This window comes from Paracoccus seriniphilus, from assembly GCF_028553745.1.
Lineage (GTDB): Bacteria > Pseudomonadota > Alphaproteobacteria > Rhodobacterales > Rhodobacteraceae > Paracoccus > Paracoccus seriniphilus.
Window position 1 is genome coordinate 469,785 of the sequence record NZ_CP067130.1, and the last position, 16,979, is coordinate 486,763.

Consider the following 16,979-nt stretch of genomic DNA (forward strand, 5'->3'; position numbering starts at 1 on the left):
ATATGACCGCATGGGCGCGGAGGGGCGCAGGCAGCGGGGCTGAAACGCCGATCAGGCATCACGCTCGCCTTCATCCCGGGTTTGGGACCGGGTCCTGTCCAGTTGTTCCGGCTTGCTGCGATAGCGGGCACCACGCAGGGCCAGCTTCAGGGCCTGCCAATGGATCAGGCCGCTGGCGACCAGCGACTGAACGGGTCTGCGCAATGCGGCCCGCCACAGCGCCGGCCCCGTCAACGCCCTTGCCCGACCCGTCATCGAGGTTTGCAGCCCGGTTTCGCCATTCTCCCCGATCCAGTCGATCCAGGCCCCGAACCGCCCCGGTCCGGCATCGAAGCGAAACAGATAGTGTCCATCTCGCGGCAGAAAGGGAGACACATGGAACAGTTTTTGCGCCACCATGCGGTCCGTCGGCACGATGATCCGACCGTCGGCATGATGGCACAGATAGCAATGACGCTCGCCAAACGTATTGGAGACCTCGGCCAGCACCGCGCGCAGCCCGGCATCGTCGCGGGCCAGCCAGAAACTGACCGGATTGAATCCATGCAACAGGCCGCGCGGCATGGTGACCAGCGTGATTGCGCAATGCTCCAGCCCGGCCGATCTCAGCTGGTCCGCGATGAAATTGCTGGGCAACCTGCCGTCGCGCCAACCGTAATCGGAGCGTCGCAGCCGCCAAAGCCCCGGCCGATCAAGACGCAGCGGCAGCTTTCCCGCCTCCAGCGCCGCAAGCGGCAGGGCGACATGGACGGCACGATAGCGAAACTCTCGCGCGATGTCGCCGCTGCGGGCATGCCAGATCGCCGTATCGATCAGTGCCCCGCTCCAGAGATCCACCTTCATGAGGCCTCCTGACGGGGCGCAACGGTCGGATCCGGCCCCAGGGGCCATTGCACGCCCATGGCCTGCGCCACGCGCAGGGCCGACAACAGGCCGTCTTCGTGAAACCCATGGCGCGTCCATGCACCGGCGTAAAAGACCCCGCCCCTGCCCTGGATTTCGTGAAGCCGCCCCTGAGCGCTGATGGCGGCGGCATCGAATTGCGGATGGGCAAAGCTGGCCTCGTCGTGAATGTGGCGGGGTTCAGTTTCCGGGTTCAGGGTCACGATCAGCGGGCGCGGCGTGGTCAGATTTTGCAGGCGGTTCATCCAGTAGGACAGGCTGATCGGGCGGTCCGTCGAGGGAATCCCGCCTTTTGTCACATAGTTCCACGACGCCCAGGCCGAGCGCCGCCGGGGCATCAGCTGCGGATCGGAATGCAGCACCACGCGATTGGCCTGTGTCCGCATGGCGCCAAGGATCGCCACCTCATCGGGATCGGCCTGTTCCAGCGCCGCCAGAGCCTGCGGGGCATGGGTCGCGAAGACGACCCTGTCGAAACGCTCTTCTCCCTGCGCGGTGGACAGGATGACCCCATCGGCCTGACGACGCACGGAACGCACCGGACTGGACAGGCGCAGCCCGCCGCGCAACCCGGCAAGGATCGCATCGACATATCGCCGTGATCCGCCTTTCACGGTCAGCCATTGCGGCTGCCCGCCCACTGACAGCAGGCCGTGATTGTGAAAGAAGCGCACAAAGGTTCCCGCCGGAAACTGCATCATGTCCGCCGTCGGCGAAGACCAGATCGCCCCCGAGATCGGCAGCAGGAAACGGTCGCGGAATTCATCGCCCAGACCAAGGGTCCCGATCAGTTCTCCGATGCTGCCTTCATGGCCCGCGTGGTTGTTTGCATGGCGAAAGAACCTGAGAATATCGCGGATCAACCGCCAATGCCCGGCATCCATCAGGCACAGGGGCTGGGCGAACATCGCGCGGGCGGAAAACGTCCCGTATTCATAGCGTCCGCCGTCAAAGCTGGCGGAAAAGGACATGTCGCTGGCTTCCAGGGCAATCCCCAGCCTTTCCAGCATGGGAATGAACAGGGGATAGGTGCGCCGGTTGCAGACAATGAACCCCGTATCGACATCGACGCCCTCGGCGTGAACGGTCCGGGCATGGCCGCCCGCGCGCGCTTCTGCCTCGAACAAGGTGATGTCGTGATGCGGGTCCAGTAGCCAGGCCGTGCCCAGCCCTGAAATCCCGCTGCCAATTACCGCTATTCGCGTCCTGCCTGCCTCGCCCAACCCTTACCTCTTTACGCCATGCATGCCGCCACCTCGAAGCATGCATGATTGCCCGCCCTGTCAGGTTCCGCATGTCACCCATTGCGACATCAACGCCGCAAGGCGCGATTTGGATCCCCCCTTGTCACCAGTTTGCACCCCGGGGTCGGAAGGAGGTGTCGAAACGGCCCCAGTCAAACCGGAGCCGCCTGGTGACGCGGTAAGGAATCTGGGGCAGGCCGCAGCCTGCCCGCGCTCCGGGGCGTCAACTGTCCAGCAGGCTTGTCGCCCCCAGAGGATTCCGCCGGAATCCGCGCGCCGCCGTCACTCTGGCAACGTGGCGGACAAGGCGGCACCGTCGTTGTCGGCATAGGTCGTGGGCAACCCGCGCGAGGCGCGAAGGCTGTCGCGCAGGATCGCCTTGACCAAAGCCGCGCAGATCAGGACCATGACCACCGAGAACGGCAGCGCGCCAATGACGATGGCGGTCTGGATCGCCTGCAAGCCGCCGACAAGCAGCAGCGCGCCGACCACCAGCCCCAGTGCCACGCCCCAGAACAGGATATGCCTGCGCGCCTTGGGGCCTTCGTTCCCGGCGGCATTGATGGTGTTCACGATCAGCACGGCCGAATCCGCCGTGGTCACAAGAAAGGTCATCAGCAGCACGACGATCAGCACCGCCATCAGCCAGCCCATGACATCGCCCAGCAGGAAATTCGTGATGGCAAAGATCTTGTCACCATCCGAGGCCCCGAAGATCAGCCCCGCCGCGCCGCCATTCAATTCCAGGTCGATGGCTGTGCCACCGGCGAAGGCAAACCAGACAAAGCACATCAGCGCCGGCACCAGCACCGCGCCCAGCATGAACTCGCGGATCGTGCGCCCGCGCGAGATGCGCGCCAGAAACAGGCCCACAAAAGGCGCAAATGAGATCCACCATGCCCAGTAGAATACCGGCCATGCATCCTGCCATTTGGTCAGTTGATCCGCCACGCCGCCCGCCCCATCGGCCCGATAGACCGTGAACAGCATCTCGGGCAGTGCGCGAACGTAGTCCCACATGCCAAGAAACAGCGCATGCAGCCCCATGGCGGTCGAGCCGAAGACCAGAAAGAAGCTCAGCAAGACGATGGACAATGCCATGTTCAGGTTGGACAGCCATTTGATCCCGCGCCCCACGCCCGACAGCGCCGACATGGTCGAGGCCGTCATGATGATGACCAGACCCAGAACCACACCCGCGACCGAGGCCGTGCCCCCGCTGTTCAGCAACCAGTCACCCATGCCGATCCGCGACATGCCCGCCACGAATTGTTCAACGCCAAGCCCGATGGTCTGCGCCACGCCAAGAACGGTGGCGATCACCGCGAAGACATTGATCGCATGTCCCGGCCATCCCGACAGGCGACTGCCGAACAAGGGGGTCAGCGCGGATCTGACCGTCAGCGGCAGCCCGCGGCGATAGGCAAAGAATCCGATGCCCAGCCCCGCAACGGCATAGGTTGCCCATGCCGAAAACCCCCAGTCCACATAGGACCACTTGAAGGCATTGAGCAGGTTGTCTCGCCCGCCCGAGTTGGCCAGATTCTGAATGACTTCGGGATTGTTGTTGAAATGATAGACCGGCTCGGCCACGGCCCAGGTCAACATGCCCACGCCGATTCCGGCGCCAAACATCATCGAGAACCATGAAAAGCGCGAGAATTCCGGCTCGTCCTCGTCGCGCCCGATCTTCAGCCTGCCCGATGCCGGCAGGATCGCCAGTCCGATGCAGAAGATCACGAAGAAGGTCATGATATAGATATACCAGGCCGCGAAATTGGTCAGGATCACCTCCTTGATCGCATTCAGCATGGTTCCGGCATGTTCCGGGAATGCGATGGCCCAGATGATCAGCGCGCCGACAAGTATCTTGGCGGTGACGGTCACATCGGGGCTGAAACCGTCATAAAAGCCGCGATCGGCCGTCCTGATGGGCAACTCGGTCAATGGCGGGCTGATATCCCGTCTGGCTGATGACATCCCTGTTCTCCCTGTTGGCTGGTTCCATTGGTGTATTCCGGTTCGTCATGGCCCCGCTTTCGGCAGGCGGGCCCTGTTTCGTTCCAATGTCGGCAAAGGGCCGCGCGGGGCCATCGGGTCAGGCGTCCAGCGCCACCGCACCCTTGGGCCAGCTGCAGCAGGTCAGGACATAGCCCTGTTCGACCTCGTCAGGTTGCAGCCCGCCCATGTTGCGGGTTTCGACCTCTCCCTGAGTCATCAGCACCTTGCAACTGCCGCAGACTCCTTGCTGGCACGAGGATTCGATCCAGATCCCGGAGTTCAGCGCCGCCTGCAGCAGGGTCTCGCCCTCGCCGCAATGACCATTGACGCCGCTGAGCGAAAAGAACACCTCGCCACCGGTGCTGCCGGATTCCTCCAGCGTGATCCTTTCGCCAAAGCTTTCCTCATGCAGGGCGGCAAATGTGACATCGGCGGCAACGGCGCGGGCCGCGGCCATGAAACCTTCGGGACCACAGACGAAAAGCTCTCGCGAGGCATGATCCGGCACCAGGCGGCGGATCAGATCGGCCGAGATGCGCCCGGTCTCGCCGTCAAAACCGTCATCATTGCCGGTCTCGACGATCAGATGCACCGTCACATTGGCAAAACGCTTGGCCAGGAATTCAAGCTGATCGCGGAAGATGATATCCTTGGGTGAGCGCGCGAAATGCAGGAAGACGGCCTCGGTCGGCAGCGTCATGTCGGTGATATATTGCAGCATGGACATGACCGGCGTGATCCCGGACCCGCCAGACAGGAACAGCGGTCGGTCGCAGGGAATGTCCAGCCAGTTGAAACCGCCCGAAATATCCGCGACCTCGACCCGGTCGCCGGGCTTCAGATTGTCATTGAGATGGTTCGACACCAGCCCGTCGGGACAGCGTTTGATCGTGACCTGAATGTTATGTGGCCGGGTCGGCGTCGAGGAAATGGAATAGGCCCTGACATGGGTCTGGTCACCGATCTGAAAGCGGAAGGTCACATATTGACCGGGCTTGAAATCGAAGCTGCGGTTCTTTTCGTCCTCGAAGACAAAGGTCTTGCTGTCATGGGTTTCGTCTATCACCGCCTTGCAGATCAAGGTCGTCGGCCCGCCGGAATAGCAGGGCTGCGTGTTCGCTTTCGACAGCGAGAAGGGGGATTGGCTGGCCAGATACATGTCGCGATTTCCATTTTTCGTCAGGCTATGACGAAGAACGGACGGGAATAACGGCGCAGCTCTGCGTGTTTAATCGAATTTGTCGATTGAAGCATCGGCCAACAGGTCGCGGAACACCGTCACTGCGCTGGTGATCAGCGGATCGGATTTCTTGCGGACATGGCAGATCGAATAGACCGGCAGCGCGATCACCGGCGCATCCGGCACCACATGCAGCGCCGGCATTTCCTGTGTCAGGGCGTTCACAGCCAGACGCGGCAGATAGGCGCTGCCGCCCTGCGCCTTCAGCACCTGGATCGCCAGGTTGTCACTGCCGACGGCGGTGATGACACCGCTTGACGCGGGCAGCAGATCATCGTGCTGACGCTCGAAATAAGAGGTATAGGCAACCCGGACATAACGGTTCCAGTCCATCTGTGCCAATGTATCCGCATCGGTCGAGGCCAGAACGAAATCCGTTCTGCCCAACTCGCGGACCTGGACATCGGGGAACAGCTGCGGCGCAAAGACAATGCCGGCATCCGTTTCCCCCGACAGGACATCACGCTGGATCTGTTGCGAGAAATTCGCCTCGAGATAAAGGTCCAGCTTCGGATACATCTCGCGCATCCGCAGCATCCACGGCAGCAGGATGCTGCGCGACAACGTGAACTGGACCGAAACGCGCAGCTTGCGGCTGTTGGGCGTGCCGCCGGCCGACATCTCGCGCCGGGCCAGGCTCCATGCGGCCAGCAGCGACCTGCAATGGGTCTCGAAATGGCGGCCGGCGGCGGTCGGTTCGGCCCCGCCACGGCCCCGTTCGAACAGCCGCGCGCCCAGATTGTTCTCCAGCTGACGGATACGGGCGCTGACCGTGGATTGCGTGACATTCATCCGGTCCGCGCTGCGGTTGAAGTTCCGGGTCTCCAGAACATCCAGATAGGTCAGCAGCAGGTCCCGGTCCATTCAATCGCCATTCCCGATTAAAGAGTGCGTTTCAACAGCGTTTAATCGCATGATCCATAGCCCTAGTCTTGCCCCGATATCACGCATCAAGACCCGGAGAAGGAACCGATCATGTTCATTGTCGACTGTGACTGCCACAACTACTGGTGCAGCGCAACTGTGCTGGAACCATATATGCCCGAGGGGCTGTTCAAGGACATGTTCATGCGCGGGGAACGAACCGGCCCGCGCGGCGCCTTTCCCCATGGCCACCGTCCCTGGTTCCACCCCGAGGGATTTGCGCGCCACGACATCAATCCGGTCGAGGAAGACGACAACTACCTGATCATGAAGGCCAAGCATCTGGACAAATACAAGATCGGCGCGGCGATCCTGACCGGGGATGAGCCGATCGAGGCCTCGACCCTGGCTAATGGCTATTACGCAGACGCGCTGTGCCGGGCCTATAATGACTACATGATTGACTATTGGCTGCCCAAGGATTACCGGTTCTGGGGATCGATCGTCGTGGCGCCGCAGGATCCGCAACTGGCCGCTGCCGAAATCCGCCGCCTGGGCAGCCATCCCCGTGTCGTGCAGGTTCTGGTCAGCCACGGGGCCTCGCGCCCCTATGGCGATCCCTTCTATTTCCCCATCTACGAGGCCTGCGCGGAAATGGGCCTGCCCTTTGCCATGCATCTGGGCGGTCAGGGCGGCGTCAATTCAAATCCCATCGGCGCGGGCCCGACGACCTTTTTCTGGGAAACCCATGCGCTGCTGCCGCAATCGGCGATGACCCATATGGCCAGCCTGATTGCCAATGGCGTCTTCGAGAAATGGCCCTCGCTGAAGGTCGTGATCATCGAATGCGGCATTGCCTGGGTGCCTTCGGTGCTGTGGCGGCTGGACGCGAACTACAAGGCGCTGCGCAAGGAGACCCCCTGGCTGAAACGCCTGCCTTCGGAATATTTCAAGGACCATATCCGCCTGTCCACGCAACCGCTGGAGCAGCCCGCAAACATCCAGCATCTCTGGGCGACACTTGAGGCCATGGATGGCGAGCACACGCTGATGTTTGCCTCGGACTATCCGCATTGGGACTATGACGATGTGAACAAGCTGCATGTCCCGCCCGCATGGCGCGAACGCATCTTCGGTCTGAACGCATTGGAAACCTATACCCGCCTGCCGCGCCCCGCCGTTCAGGCCGCAGAATAGTCGAAAGGAAGATCAGCCATGGCAAGCAAGCATTTTCTCTGCAAGGCGACCGAGGTCGAGGATGGCAAGGCCAAGATCCTGACGGTCTCGAACATGCCCATCGGGGTGTTCCGGCTGGATGACGGCTTTTATGCGTTGCTCAACATCTGTCCGCACAAGGGTGCCGCATTATGCGAGGGCCCGGTCTGCGGAACCACGAAACAGACCGACCAGACAGAGTTCGTCTATGACCGTGCCGGGGAAATCGTCCGCTGCGCATGGCATGGATGGGAATTCGACATCCGCACCGGCGAATTCCTGGTCGATCCCAAGGTCAAGACCCGCGCTTTCGATGTCAGCGTCGAGGGCGAGGACCTGTTCATCAGCATCTGACAGCCGATCAATCGAAGGACCGCATGGATGACCCCCGAATCCTGCCAGCCCGCCGCGACCGGACGCGCGGTGGCCGCCATCACCATCGGCGATCCGCTGGACCCGGCGACCGAGATGGGGCCGTTGGTCAGTGCGGCGCAATGCAGCCATGTCATGGCCCATATCGCCCGTGCCGAGGCCGAGGGTGCGCGGCACGGGACTTTCATTCCGCGGCCTTGACCACCCGCAGCGGATCGGAATCACTCCCCAAAGAAAACGGATATATCGGGGCAAAAAGAAAACTTGTCTTCGGGCTGTAACAAAGGATGGGCGCGCGCCGTATCGCCTTGCAGAGACGCAATAACGGGCAAGACGCCCACAACCTGAACATACCGGAGAGCCTATCATGAAAACCCTGATCATCACCGCACTGACCGCCCTGACCCTGACCGCTGGCATTGCCGGCGCCGCCACCAACGCCAAGAACGAGCGCCCCGACGGCATCATGACCGTCGTTGCCGACAAGACGGTTCAGCTTCGCGCCAAGGCCGTTCTGACCTCGGTCGAGTTGAGCCGCGCTGATCTGGATGCCGATGCCATCGTCACCATCTCCGCATTCCCGACCATCTCCGAAGTTGCCCGCGCCAACGAGATCCGCTGATCCGCAGCCTTCAGACATGGCGCATCGCGTCACATTCACGGGCAGCCCCTGACCGGGCTGCCCGATTTCGTTTCTGATGCGCTTTCTACTTGCTGCGCATCAGCATGCCGAACAGATCGCGCGGATTGTCGGGATCGGCGATCATGTCCAGATTCTGGCAGAATTTGCCATCCTGCACATAGTCATGGATCTTGCGCAAAGCCGAGAAATCCTCGATGGCAAAGCCGACCCCGTCGAAAAGGGTGATCTGGCGCGCGTCCCTGCGGCCCTGTGCCTTGCCCGCGATCACCTGACACAGTTCGGTCACCGGATGGTCCGGCGCGACCTGCTGGATTTCGCCCTCGATCCGGGTCTGGGGCGTATATTCGACAAAGATTTCCGCGCGGTGCAGAATGTCGCGATGCAGTTCGGTCTTGCCGGGGCAGTCGCCGCCGATGGCGTTGATATGGACACCTGCGCCGACCATGTTGTCGGTCAGGATCGTCGCATATTGCTTGTCCGCCGTGCAGGTGGTGATGACCTGCGCGCCCTCGATGGCCTCTTGCGGGCTGGAACAGGGCACGACCTTCAGCCCGCTGCCGGCCAGATTGGCCGCACATTTGCGCGTGGCCTCGGGGTCGATATCGTAAAGCCGGACCTCGCGGATGCCATTGACGGCCTTCAGCGCCAGTGCCTGGAATTCGGATTGCGCGCCATTGCCGATCATCGCCATGACCGTGGCATCGCCGGGGGCAAGATGGCGCGTCGCCATCGCCGATGTTGCCGCCGTGCGCAGCGCGGTCAGCAGGGTCATTTCCGACAACAGCAGCGGATAGCCGGTCGCGACCTCGGCCAGCATGCCAAAGGCGGTGACGGTCTGAAGCCCTTCGCGCGTGTTCTTGGGGTGGCCATTCACATATTTGAAGCCATAGCGCAGCCCGTCCGATGTCGGCATCAGTTCGATGACGCCGATATCGGAATGGCTGGCGACGCGGGGCGTCTTGTCAAAACAGTCCCAGCGCAGGAAATCCTCTTCAATGGCATCGGTCAGGTCGATCAAAATCCGTTCAAGTCCGATCTGATGGACCAGCCGCATCATGTTTTCGACAGAGACGAAAGGCACTAGGGCCTGTGCAGAAGGTTGTTGAGTCATCTTGGCTTATCCTGCGCTGCGTGTGGGACGGTCAAAGACCTTGCGGCCGAAAAGGCTGGCAACCAGATCGACCATCAGATTTGTCGTGCGCCCGCGCTCGTCCAGAAACGGGTTCAGCTCGACAAGATCCAGCGAGCTTACCAGCCCGGATTCATGCAAGAGTTCCATCACCAGATGGGCCTCGCGGAAGGTTGCGCCGCCGGGAACCGTGGTTCCCACCGCAGGCGCAATCGCCGGATCAAGAAAATCGACATCCAGCGAGACATGCAGCAGGCCATTGGCCTGTTTCACGCGCTTGAGAAAGGCCGACAGCGGCGCGGCAATACCCTTTTCGTCAAGCACGCGCATGTCGTTGATCTGAATGTCATGTTCCAGCAGGGCGGCATGTTCCGCCGGATCGATCGAACGGATTCCGTAAAGACAGATCTGTTCGGCCGGGACAGGTGCGGGAAAGGGCGGCAGGGGATCAAAGCCCGGCTTTCCGGCCAGATAGGCCACGGGCGTTCCGTGCAGATTGCCCGATTGCGTGGTTTCGAGCGTGTGGAAATCGGTATGCGCGTCCAGCCACAGAACAAACAGTGGGCGCCCCTGTTCCTGCGCATATCGCGCCACACCGGCAACCGAGCCGAGCGCCAGCGAATGATCGCCGCCCATCACGATGGGAAAACCATCAGCCATGGCCCGTTCCGTAGCCCTGCCAAGCGCCTCGGTCCAGGCGATGGTCTCGGGCAGGGAATGAACGGCGGTATTGGCTATCTGCGCAGGTCGTGCCGGGGCCGGGATCACATCGCCGCGGTCCTCGACCTCACGGCCCAGAGAGATCAGGGTTTCCGGCAGTTTTCCGGCGCGATAGGCCGCCGGCCCCATCAGGCATCCGGCATAGCGCTGTCCGCTTTCGACGGGGGCGCCGATCAATATGCAACGATCATTCATGTTTCGCTCTATTTTATGTCAGTGCCCCATGATTGCGCGAAACGACGGCAGATTAAGCAGGTTTTATGATCAAATTTCATATGCTATTTGCCATTTTGATAATTATTTCTGCCGAATCGGTAATTTCCCATGGATGACATCGACCAACAAATCCTTGCCGCATTGCGACGCGATGGCCGGGCAACGCATTCGGATATCGCCGATCATCTGAAACTGTCGCGGGCGACGGTGCGCACCCGGATCGAACGCATGATCGCGCGTGGTGACATCGCCGGGTTCACGGTGCTGAGCCGCGCGGATGTCACGCGCGCACCAGTGCGCGGTCTGATGATGATCGGGATCGAGGGCCGCGGCGCAGACCGGATTACCGCTAGACTTCTGGGTCTGCCCGCCGTGCAGGCGGTGCATTCGACCAATGGAAAATGGGATCTGATGGCCGAGATCGGCACCCAGACGCTGGAGGAACTGGACGAGGTGATCGCCCATATCCGCCGCTTTGACGGTGTGCTGATCAGCGAGACGAACCTGCTGCTTTCGACCCGCAAACCAGCAAAGCGGCTGTAGACCCGCCCAGGCAGGGCGAGCCCTTCATCACGCCGCGCGAAGGCGGCGAAACCGGCTGTCCGGGCAATTTATGCAAAACACGCATGAATACCATGCGAAATTGCCATTTTTGTGCCGGGCCCGCCCTCTGTACCCATGTCAATTCAAGCTCACTGAAAGGAGGCTCCATGTCCCAAGCTTCTTCCTCTGCAATGCGACTGGAGGTCGTTCCACCCAAGAAGATCGGCTCGAACATCCTGGCCGCTGTCTGCGTGCTTCTGGTGCTGCTCATCGTGCGATCCTTCTGGCTTGGACAGATCGAATGGTCGGTCGTTGGGGAAAACCTGTTCGCACGCCCCATTCTGGTCGGACTGGTCAGCACCATCGTCATGACCTTTGCCGCCATGGGACTGGGCATCTTTCTGGGCGTCTGCGCCGCGATCATGCGGATGTCGAACAATTGGGTCATCCGCTCGATCGCCATCGGATACATCTGGCTGTTCCGGGGGGTTCCCGCCCTGCTGCAGCTGTTGCTGTGGTTCAACCTTGCGCTGATCTTTCCGACCATCGGCTTTGGCGACACCTTTTCGGTCCGCACCGTGGACGTGATGACACCCTTTGCGGCGGCACTTCTGGGGCTCGGCATCCAGCAGGGCGCCTATACGGCCGAGGTGGTGCGCGCGGGCATCCTGTCGATCGACAAGGGACAGATGGAAGCCGCCGCCGCCATCGGCATGACCCGGCTGCGCGCCTTGTGGCGTATTGTCCTGCCACAGGCGATGCGTGTCATCGTGCCGCCAATCGGCAATGAAACCATCGGCATGATCAAGCTGACCTCGCTGGCCAGTGTGATCCAGTATTCCGAGGTCCTGCGCAAGGTGCAGGAGGTCTATTACGTCAATTCCCGCGTGATCGAACTGCTGATCGTGGCGGCCTTCTGGTACATGGTGCTGGTGACGATCTTCTCGGTCGTGCAGATCTATATCGAACGCTATTTCTCTCAGGGCTGGGGCTCGGCAAGCCGGACCGAGCAGGTGGAGGCGATCGCATGAACCCGATCATCCAGGCCCATCAGCTGCAAAAGCATTTCGGCAACAATCACGTCCTGAAGGACATCGACTTCTCGATCCAGAAGGGCGAGGTCGTCTCGGTCATCGGCCCGTCGGGTTCGGGCAAAAGCACCTTCCTGCGCTGCATCAATCAGCTGGAAACGATCGATGGCGGCTATATCACCGTCAATGGCGAGATCGTGGGCTATCGCCGTCAGGGCAACAAGCTGTATCACCTGTCGGACCGTGAAATCGCCGTGCAGCGGCAAGCGGTCGGCATGGTCTTTCAGCGCTTCAACCTGTTTCCACACAAGACCGTGCTGGCCAATGTGATCGAAGGTCCGGTCGTCGTGCAGCGCCGCCCCGTGGCGGAATGCAAGGCCGAGGCCATGGCGCTGCTGGAAACGGTCGGGCTGGCGGAAAAGGCATCCGCCTATCCTGCGCAGCTTTCGGGCGGTCAGCAACAACGTGTCGCCATCGCCCGAAGTCTGGCCATGAAACCCGACGCGATGCTGTTTGACGAACCGACCTCGGCCCTTGATCCCGAACTGGTGGGCGAGGTTCTGGGTGTCATGAAGACCCTTGCCAGCATGGGCACGACCATGATCGTGGTCACCCATGAAATCGGCTTCTGCCGCGAGGTCGCCAATCGCGTGGTCTTCATGGATCAGGGCCGTATCGTCGAAGAGGGCAGCCCCGACGACATCCTGAAATTCCCGAAGAATCCAAGGGTCAAGGCCTTTGTATCCGCCGTTCTGTAAAGAACAGACCAAATCCCGAAAAGGACTGAAATGGACATGAAGAAACTTCTCACTTCGGCAGCGGTGCTGACCACGCTGGCAAACGCTGCCTTGGCAGATCCGACCCTTCTGAACGAAGGTGAACTGCGCATCCTGACCAATCCGATCTATCCGCCCATCGAATTCGTCAACCCCAGCGAAGGCACGCTGGACGGGCTGGATATCGATCTGGCCAATGCGATTGCCGGAAAGCTTGGGCTGGAAACCGTCTTTGTCACCTCCAGCTTCGAAAGCCTGCTCAGCGGGTTGGCTACGGGCCGCGGCGACATGATCATGTCCGGAATGAGCGACAACCCGAAACGTCAGGAAAGCGTTGATTTCGTGGATTACCTGACCACGGGTCCGATGCTGTTCACGGTCAAGGAAAATGCCGACAGCTTCAAGAGCACCAAGGATTTCTGCGGCAAGACCATTGCCGGCAGCCGTTCGACAACCTTTGGCGACAATGTCACCTCTTGGTCGGAAGCCAACTGCGTCACTGCCGGTTTGCCCGCGATCACCTTTGAAGGCACCGAAGATTCCAACGCCGCGCGGCTGGGCTTGCGCCAGGGGCGCTATGACGGAGTTGTTCAGGGCATCGAAACCATCGCATGGCAGATGCGCGTGGAACCGGACACCTATGTCATGGTCGGCGAACCGCTGCTGAGCAATGACGTCTTTGGCATGGCCTTCAGCAAGGACAACCCCGAGCTGCGCGACGATGTCGCCAGGGCGCTGGATGAACTGATCGGCTCGGGCGAATATGCCGAGATCCTGGCCAAATGGGGCCTTGACCATAACGCGGTTGAAAAGGCCGTCGTGAACGGCGTCAACTGAGCCCGCCCTGCGCCGGGCTGGTCCCGGCGCATCTTTTCCCTGCGATTGGTGCCCTGATGCAGTCCTCTACAACACACCCGCATTCGCGGGACGGCCTGTCATGGCCAAACGGATACCGGTCCGCTGTCGGTCTGGCCTTTGATCTGGACGGGCCTACAGGGGATGCCATGCTTGACGGCGCACTGCGCCACAACCCGCGCTATTTCACCGAGGGGGCCTATGGCCCGTTTCGCGCCCTGCCCCGGTTGCTTGACCTGCTTGCCCGTCATGAAATGCCCGCGACCTTCTTCATCCCGACCTGGGTTGTGGAACAATGGACCGAAAGCTGCGCGGCCATCCTGCGCGCCGGTCACGAGGTTGCCTATCACGGGCATCATCACGAATTCTTCCGCGACCTGACGCCCGAGCGGCAACTGGAGGTGATGCAACGCTCGCGCGAGGTGTTCAGATCGCGCCTTGGCGTTGTGCCAAGCGGTTTTCGCACGCCCTCGGGGGACTGGACCGCCCAGACACCGTCCCTGCTGCGCGAATTCGGTATCCGCTATTCCAGCTCGATGCGGGGCGAGGACCGCCCCTATTTCCATCCCGCACCAGAGGGTGCCGTCCCGCTGGTCGAACTGGCCGGGCGCTGGGACATGGACGACTATACATCGCTGGCCTATTTCGAGGATCCCGCATTCCCGACCGGCCATGACCGCATCAGCGACTATCGCGCGGTGCTGGCCAATTGGTGTGCCGAATTCGAGGGCTATCACGCCGAGGGTCTGTTCTGGACGACCATCCTGCATCCCAAGGTCAGCGCAAAACCGGCACGGCTGGCGATTCTGGACGGGCTTTTCTCGACGATCCGAAAACATGACGATGTCTGGCTGACGACGCTGGACCAGATCGCGCGCTGGTCATTGCAACAGGCCGGTTATCCCGCCGGACAGGAGCCATCATGACGCAGAGATTTTGCTGGCCCGAGGGCAAGAGCTGTGCCGTGATGCTGGGCATCGGTTTTGATGACGGGATCGACGCCACCGCCCGCGCGCCCGAACTGCCCGCGCGGGAAAAAAGCCATTCGGTCTGGCAATATGGGGCTGCGCGGGGCGTCGATAGAATGATCGCATGTCTGCAGGACGCGGCGCTGCCGGCGACCTGGTTCCTGCCGGGCACCCTGGGCGTGACCAGAGGAGAGCAGGTCACCCGGATCGCGCAATCAGGACATGAAATCGCCTGCCATGGCTGGGGAACGGAACGTCTGGACCAGATGTCGATCGCTGAAAGAGCCGCGCTTCTGGCGCGCGCCCGCGCGACACTGCAGGATGCTTCCGGGCAAGAGGTTCAGGGCTTTCGGCTGTCCCATGGCCATTGGCCGCCGGGATTCGCGACGCAGCTGCGCGAGACAGGTTTCCAATGGTCGCATACGCTGCAAGGGGACGACTGGCCCTATATCCATCCCGAAGGGCTGGTGGAAATTCCCTTTCACAGCGAAACCGAAGACCGGCCCTATTTCCAGTTCAATTTCGCACCGGCATTTCCCGCCGGGCTGGCCCGCATCCCCTCGTATGACGGAGTCCTGGCGAACTGGATGGCGGAATTTGACGCCTGCCGGAAATACGGGCTTTGTCTGTCCCTGCTGTTGCGGCCTGAATGGACCGGCACCCCCGGCCGGATCGGACTGATGCGCAAGCTGATTGCACATATGCAGGCCCATGATGACGTGTGGTTCGCGACCGGCTCGGAAATCGCCGCATGGACGCGACAGCAGGGATTGCCACTCGAAACGGACCATCCGCTGAATGTCTATGCGCGCTATCTGCGGGAAGGCTGAATCAATGTCACAATCCACCCTTCCAAAGCTGGCCAATCTGGTCAGCGGGACCCGATTTTCCGATTTCGACGCGGCGACGCGTCACAAGGCCAAGCTGCATGTGCTCGACACGCTTGGCGTCGCGCTGGCCGGGGCCGCATCCGTGGAAACGACCACGGCCATGGCAGCCTTCGCCCCCATCTCGGGGGGACCAAGCAAGATATGGGCATTGGGCATGTCCAGCGATCCGCGCTCGGCAGCATTGCTGAACGGAATTTCCGCCCATGCCTTCGAACTGGATGATTCAGGCGGCTGTGACCACTCGGGCGCGGTTGTCCTGCCTGCCGTTCTGGCCAGCGCACCCACCGTCCGGCATCCTGTCAGCGGGGCGGACCTGTTGCATTCGGTCCTGATCGGCTATGAGGTCGCGCGCCGGGTTCTGGAGGCCAGCGGAGGCTATGAAACCCATAACGGGCTGGGCTGGCATTCCACCGGCACCTGCGGACCATTCGGCGCGGCAGCGGCGGTGGCTGTCCTGAAAGGGCTGGACGAGCCCGCACTGGCGATGGCTCTGGCGATTGCGGGGTCCACGGCCGGGGGCACCTGGGCCTTTATCCATGACGGCAGCCAGAACAAGAAGCTGCATTCCGGTCGCGCCGCAGAGGGCGGCCTCATGGCGGCACAACTGGCAGCGGCGGGATTTACCGGCCCGGTTTCCCTGTTCGAGGATGTCTGGGGAGGATTCTTCCCGACCTTCACGCGCGATGCGGGCCAACCCGATAAACTTGTGTCGGATTGGGGCGGATTCTGGCGGCTGAACCGTTGCTCGATCAAGCCACATGCCACCTGTCGGGGAACACATTCCGCAATCGACGCGCTGGATCTGATTCTGTCGCGCGAAAAGCTGCGCCCCGAAGATGTGGCCCGGATCGAGGTGCGGATCAGCGGTTTCCAGCATGGGATGTGCGGGGGCACGCGCCTTGGCAGCCGGGCAGAGGCGCAGATGAGCCTGCCCTATGCGATGGCCGCGCGGCTGGAATATGGCACGGTGGGGCTGGATCAGTTGGAAACACCGGCATGGTCCTCACCCCGGATTGCGCAATGGCTCGCCCGTTTCGACATGCAGATCGACGCCGAGATGGCCGATGAGGACGAACCGGCCATCACGGTCGTCACCACCGGCAATGTGCGACATCATGCAACCGTGCCCTTTCCGCTGGGTGCGCCGCAGAATCCGCTTGGCGATGATCGGATCATCGCGAAATTCGAGGCCCTGTGTCAGCGGGTCATGTCGCGCGACCGAACCGAAGCGCTGCGGGATTTCGTTCTTGAACTCGATGACGCAGCGGACATTGCACCTCTGCTGGAACTGTTGGGCTGATCCGCCCGAAATCGGCTTGTATCTCTTGCACCCGTGACGATTATGGCGACATTCCCGGGTAACGGTTGG

18 protein-coding genes are annotated in these 16,979 nt (G+C 61.5%); 11 read left to right on the forward strand and 7 right to left on the reverse strand.

Annotation, left to right across the window (positions count from 1 at the left end; translation table 11 throughout):
• Nucleotides 1-51: 51 nt before the first annotated feature.
• The 5 genes from JHW44_RS15825 to JHW44_RS15845 all read right to left on the reverse strand — a co-directional run bounded on the left by JHW44_RS15825 (nucleotide 52) and on the right by JHW44_RS15845 (nucleotide 6,252).
• Entirely contained in the window at nucleotides 52-843 is a 792-nt protein-coding gene (locus JHW44_RS15825; protein WP_089344321.1) for a DUF1365 domain-containing protein, read from the reverse strand.
• Nucleotides 840-2,126, reverse strand: a complete 1,287-nt coding sequence (locus tag JHW44_RS15830; RefSeq protein ID WP_089344322.1) for an NAD(P)/FAD-dependent oxidoreductase — start codon at nucleotides 2,124-2,126, stop codon at nucleotides 840-842. The genes JHW44_RS15825 and JHW44_RS15830 overlap by 4 nt, the downstream gene beginning before the upstream one ends.
• A 303-nt stretch (nucleotides 2,127-2,429) precedes the next feature.
• Entirely contained in the window at nucleotides 2,430-4,127 is a 1,698-nt protein-coding gene (locus JHW44_RS15835; protein ID WP_089344323.1) for a BCCT family transporter, read from the reverse strand.
• A 118-nt stretch (nucleotides 4,128-4,245) separates the two neighbouring features.
• The gene (locus JHW44_RS15840; RefSeq protein ID WP_089344324.1) at nucleotides 4,246-5,307 is read right to left on the reverse strand and encodes an FAD-binding oxidoreductase; all 1,062 of its coding nucleotides are present in this window, start codon (nucleotides 5,305-5,307) and stop codon (nucleotides 4,246-4,248) included.
• A gap of 69 nt (nucleotides 5,308-5,376) precedes the next feature.
• On the reverse strand, nucleotides 5,377-6,252 hold the full coding sequence (locus JHW44_RS15845) for a LysR family transcriptional regulator (protein WP_089344325.1): 876 nt from the start codon (nucleotides 6,250-6,252) through the stop codon (nucleotides 5,377-5,379).
• A gap of 111 nt (nucleotides 6,253-6,363) precedes the next feature.
• Between JHW44_RS15845 and JHW44_RS15850 the strand changes: the two genes are divergently transcribed.
• The 4 genes from JHW44_RS15850 to JHW44_RS15865 all read left to right on the forward strand — a co-directional run bounded on the left by JHW44_RS15850 (nucleotide 6,364) and on the right by JHW44_RS15865 (nucleotide 8,461).
• Nucleotides 6,364-7,449 (forward strand): amidohydrolase family protein, encoded by a 1,086-nt coding sequence (locus JHW44_RS15850; protein WP_089344326.1) that lies wholly within the window; start codon nucleotides 6,364-6,366, stop codon nucleotides 7,447-7,449.
• 18 nt (nucleotides 7,450-7,467) lie between these two features.
• Nucleotides 7,468-7,821 (forward strand): Rieske (2Fe-2S) protein, encoded by a 354-nt coding sequence (locus tag JHW44_RS15855; protein WP_089344327.1) that lies wholly within the window; start codon nucleotides 7,468-7,470, stop codon nucleotides 7,819-7,821.
• A 27-nt stretch (nucleotides 7,822-7,848) separates the two neighbouring features.
• Nucleotides 7,849-8,040, forward strand: coding sequence for an aldehyde dehydrogenase family protein (locus JHW44_RS15860; protein ID WP_089344328.1), 192 nt, complete (start codon nucleotides 7,849-7,851; stop codon nucleotides 8,038-8,040).
• Between the two features lie 166 nt (nucleotides 8,041-8,206).
• Nucleotides 8,207-8,461 (forward strand): hypothetical protein, encoded by a 255-nt coding sequence (locus JHW44_RS15865; RefSeq protein WP_089344329.1) that lies wholly within the window; start codon nucleotides 8,207-8,209, stop codon nucleotides 8,459-8,461.
• 85 nt (nucleotides 8,462-8,546) lie between these two features.
• Here JHW44_RS15865 and JHW44_RS15870 read toward each other — a convergent pair whose 3' ends face one another.
• Both JHW44_RS15870 and rocF read right to left on the reverse strand, forming a co-directional pair.
• Entirely contained in the window at nucleotides 8,547-9,593 is a 1,047-nt protein-coding gene (locus tag JHW44_RS15870) for an ornithine cyclodeaminase (protein ID WP_179217710.1), read from the reverse strand.
• A 6-nt stretch (nucleotides 9,594-9,599) separates the two neighbouring features.
• On the reverse strand, nucleotides 9,600-10,526 hold the full coding sequence (rocF, locus tag JHW44_RS15875; RefSeq protein WP_179217711.1) for an arginase: 927 nt from the start codon (nucleotides 10,524-10,526) through the stop codon (nucleotides 9,600-9,602).
• Between the two features lie 129 nt (nucleotides 10,527-10,655).
• Here rocF and JHW44_RS15880 point away from each other — a divergent pair, with 129 nt between their 5' ends.
• The 7 genes from JHW44_RS15880 (at nucleotide 10,656) to JHW44_RS15910 (ending at nucleotide 16,910) form a co-directional block, all read left to right on the forward strand.
• Nucleotides 10,656-11,090 (forward strand): Lrp/AsnC family transcriptional regulator, encoded by a 435-nt coding sequence (locus tag JHW44_RS15880; protein ID WP_089344330.1) that lies wholly within the window; start codon nucleotides 10,656-10,658, stop codon nucleotides 11,088-11,090.
• 167 nt (nucleotides 11,091-11,257) lie between these two features.
• A complete protein-coding gene (locus JHW44_RS15885) occupies nucleotides 11,258-12,121 on the forward strand; it encodes an amino acid ABC transporter permease (protein WP_089344331.1) in 864 nt (287 codons plus the stop codon).
• Nucleotides 12,118-12,879 carry an amino acid ABC transporter ATP-binding protein gene (locus JHW44_RS15890; RefSeq protein ID WP_089344332.1) on the forward strand — a complete coding sequence of 254 codons (762 nt, stop codon included), beginning with the start codon at nucleotides 12,118-12,120 and terminating at the stop codon, nucleotides 12,877-12,879. The genes JHW44_RS15885 and JHW44_RS15890 overlap by 4 nt, the downstream gene beginning before the upstream one ends.
• A gap of 36 nt (nucleotides 12,880-12,915) precedes the next feature.
• Nucleotides 12,916-13,734, forward strand: coding sequence for an ABC transporter substrate-binding protein (locus JHW44_RS15895; protein WP_218822572.1), 819 nt, complete (start codon nucleotides 12,916-12,918; stop codon nucleotides 13,732-13,734).
• Nucleotides 13,735-13,790: 56 nt separating this feature from the next.
• Nucleotides 13,791-14,678 (forward strand): polysaccharide deacetylase family protein, encoded by an 888-nt coding sequence (locus tag JHW44_RS15900; RefSeq protein WP_089344334.1) that lies wholly within the window; start codon nucleotides 13,791-13,793, stop codon nucleotides 14,676-14,678.
• Nucleotides 14,675-15,550, forward strand: coding sequence for a polysaccharide deacetylase family protein (locus tag JHW44_RS15905; RefSeq protein ID WP_089344335.1), 876 nt, complete (start codon nucleotides 14,675-14,677; stop codon nucleotides 15,548-15,550). Before JHW44_RS15900 ends, JHW44_RS15905 begins: the two co-directional genes overlap by 4 nt.
• Nucleotides 15,551-15,554: 4 nt before the next feature.
• The gene (locus JHW44_RS15910) at nucleotides 15,555-16,910 is read left to right on the forward strand and encodes an MmgE/PrpD family protein (RefSeq protein WP_089344336.1); all 1,356 of its coding nucleotides are present in this window, start codon (nucleotides 15,555-15,557) and stop codon (nucleotides 16,908-16,910) included.
• Nucleotides 16,911-16,979 lie beyond the last annotated feature (69 nt).

What these genes read in the sequence shown, in the direction of transcription:
- JHW44_RS15825 (WP_089344321.1), bottom strand. Translation starts at nt 843, where the DNA reads ATGAAGGTGGATCTCTGGAGCGGGGCACTGATCGATACGGCGATCTGG.
- JHW44_RS15835 (WP_089344323.1), bottom strand. Translation starts at nt 4,127, where the DNA reads ATGTCATCAGCCAGACGGGATATCAGCCCGCCATTGACCGAGTTGCCC.
- JHW44_RS15840 (WP_089344324.1), bottom strand. Translation starts at nt 5,307, where the DNA reads ATGTATCTGGCCAGCCAATCCCCCTTCTCGCTGTCGAAAGCGAACACG.
- JHW44_RS15845 (WP_089344325.1), bottom strand. Translation starts at nt 6,252, where the DNA reads ATGGACCGGGACCTGCTGCTGACCTATCTGGATGTTCTGGAGACCCGG.
- JHW44_RS15850 (WP_089344326.1), top strand. Translation starts at nt 6,364, where the DNA reads ATGTTCATTGTCGACTGTGACTGCCACAACTACTGGTGCAGCGCAACT.
- JHW44_RS15855 (WP_089344327.1), top strand. Translation starts at nt 7,468, where the DNA reads ATGGCAAGCAAGCATTTTCTCTGCAAGGCGACCGAGGTCGAGGATGGC.
- JHW44_RS15860 (WP_089344328.1), top strand. Translation starts at nt 7,849, where the DNA reads ATGACCCCCGAATCCTGCCAGCCCGCCGCGACCGGACGCGCGGTGGCC.
- JHW44_RS15865 (WP_089344329.1), top strand. Translation starts at nt 8,207, where the DNA reads ATGAAAACCCTGATCATCACCGCACTGACCGCCCTGACCCTGACCGCT.
- JHW44_RS15870 (WP_179217710.1), bottom strand. Translation starts at nt 9,593, where the DNA reads ATGACTCAACAACCTTCTGCACAGGCCCTAGTGCCTTTCGTCTCTGTC.
- rocF (WP_179217711.1), bottom strand. Translation starts at nt 10,526, where the DNA reads ATGAATGATCGTTGCATATTGATCGGCGCCCCCGTCGAAAGCGGACAG.
- JHW44_RS15880 (WP_089344330.1), top strand. Translation starts at nt 10,656, where the DNA reads ATGGATGACATCGACCAACAAATCCTTGCCGCATTGCGACGCGATGGC.
- JHW44_RS15885 (WP_089344331.1), top strand. Translation starts at nt 11,258, where the DNA reads ATGTCCCAAGCTTCTTCCTCTGCAATGCGACTGGAGGTCGTTCCACCC.
- JHW44_RS15890 (WP_089344332.1), top strand. Translation starts at nt 12,118, where the DNA reads ATGAACCCGATCATCCAGGCCCATCAGCTGCAAAAGCATTTCGGCAAC.
- JHW44_RS15895 (WP_218822572.1), top strand. Translation starts at nt 12,916, where the DNA reads ATGAAGAAACTTCTCACTTCGGCAGCGGTGCTGACCACGCTGGCAAAC.
- JHW44_RS15900 (WP_089344334.1), top strand. Translation starts at nt 13,791, where the DNA reads ATGCAGTCCTCTACAACACACCCGCATTCGCGGGACGGCCTGTCATGG.
- JHW44_RS15905 (WP_089344335.1), top strand. Translation starts at nt 14,675, where the DNA reads ATGACGCAGAGATTTTGCTGGCCCGAGGGCAAGAGCTGTGCCGTGATG.
- JHW44_RS15910 (WP_089344336.1), top strand. Translation starts at nt 15,555, where the DNA reads ATGTCACAATCCACCCTTCCAAAGCTGGCCAATCTGGTCAGCGGGACC.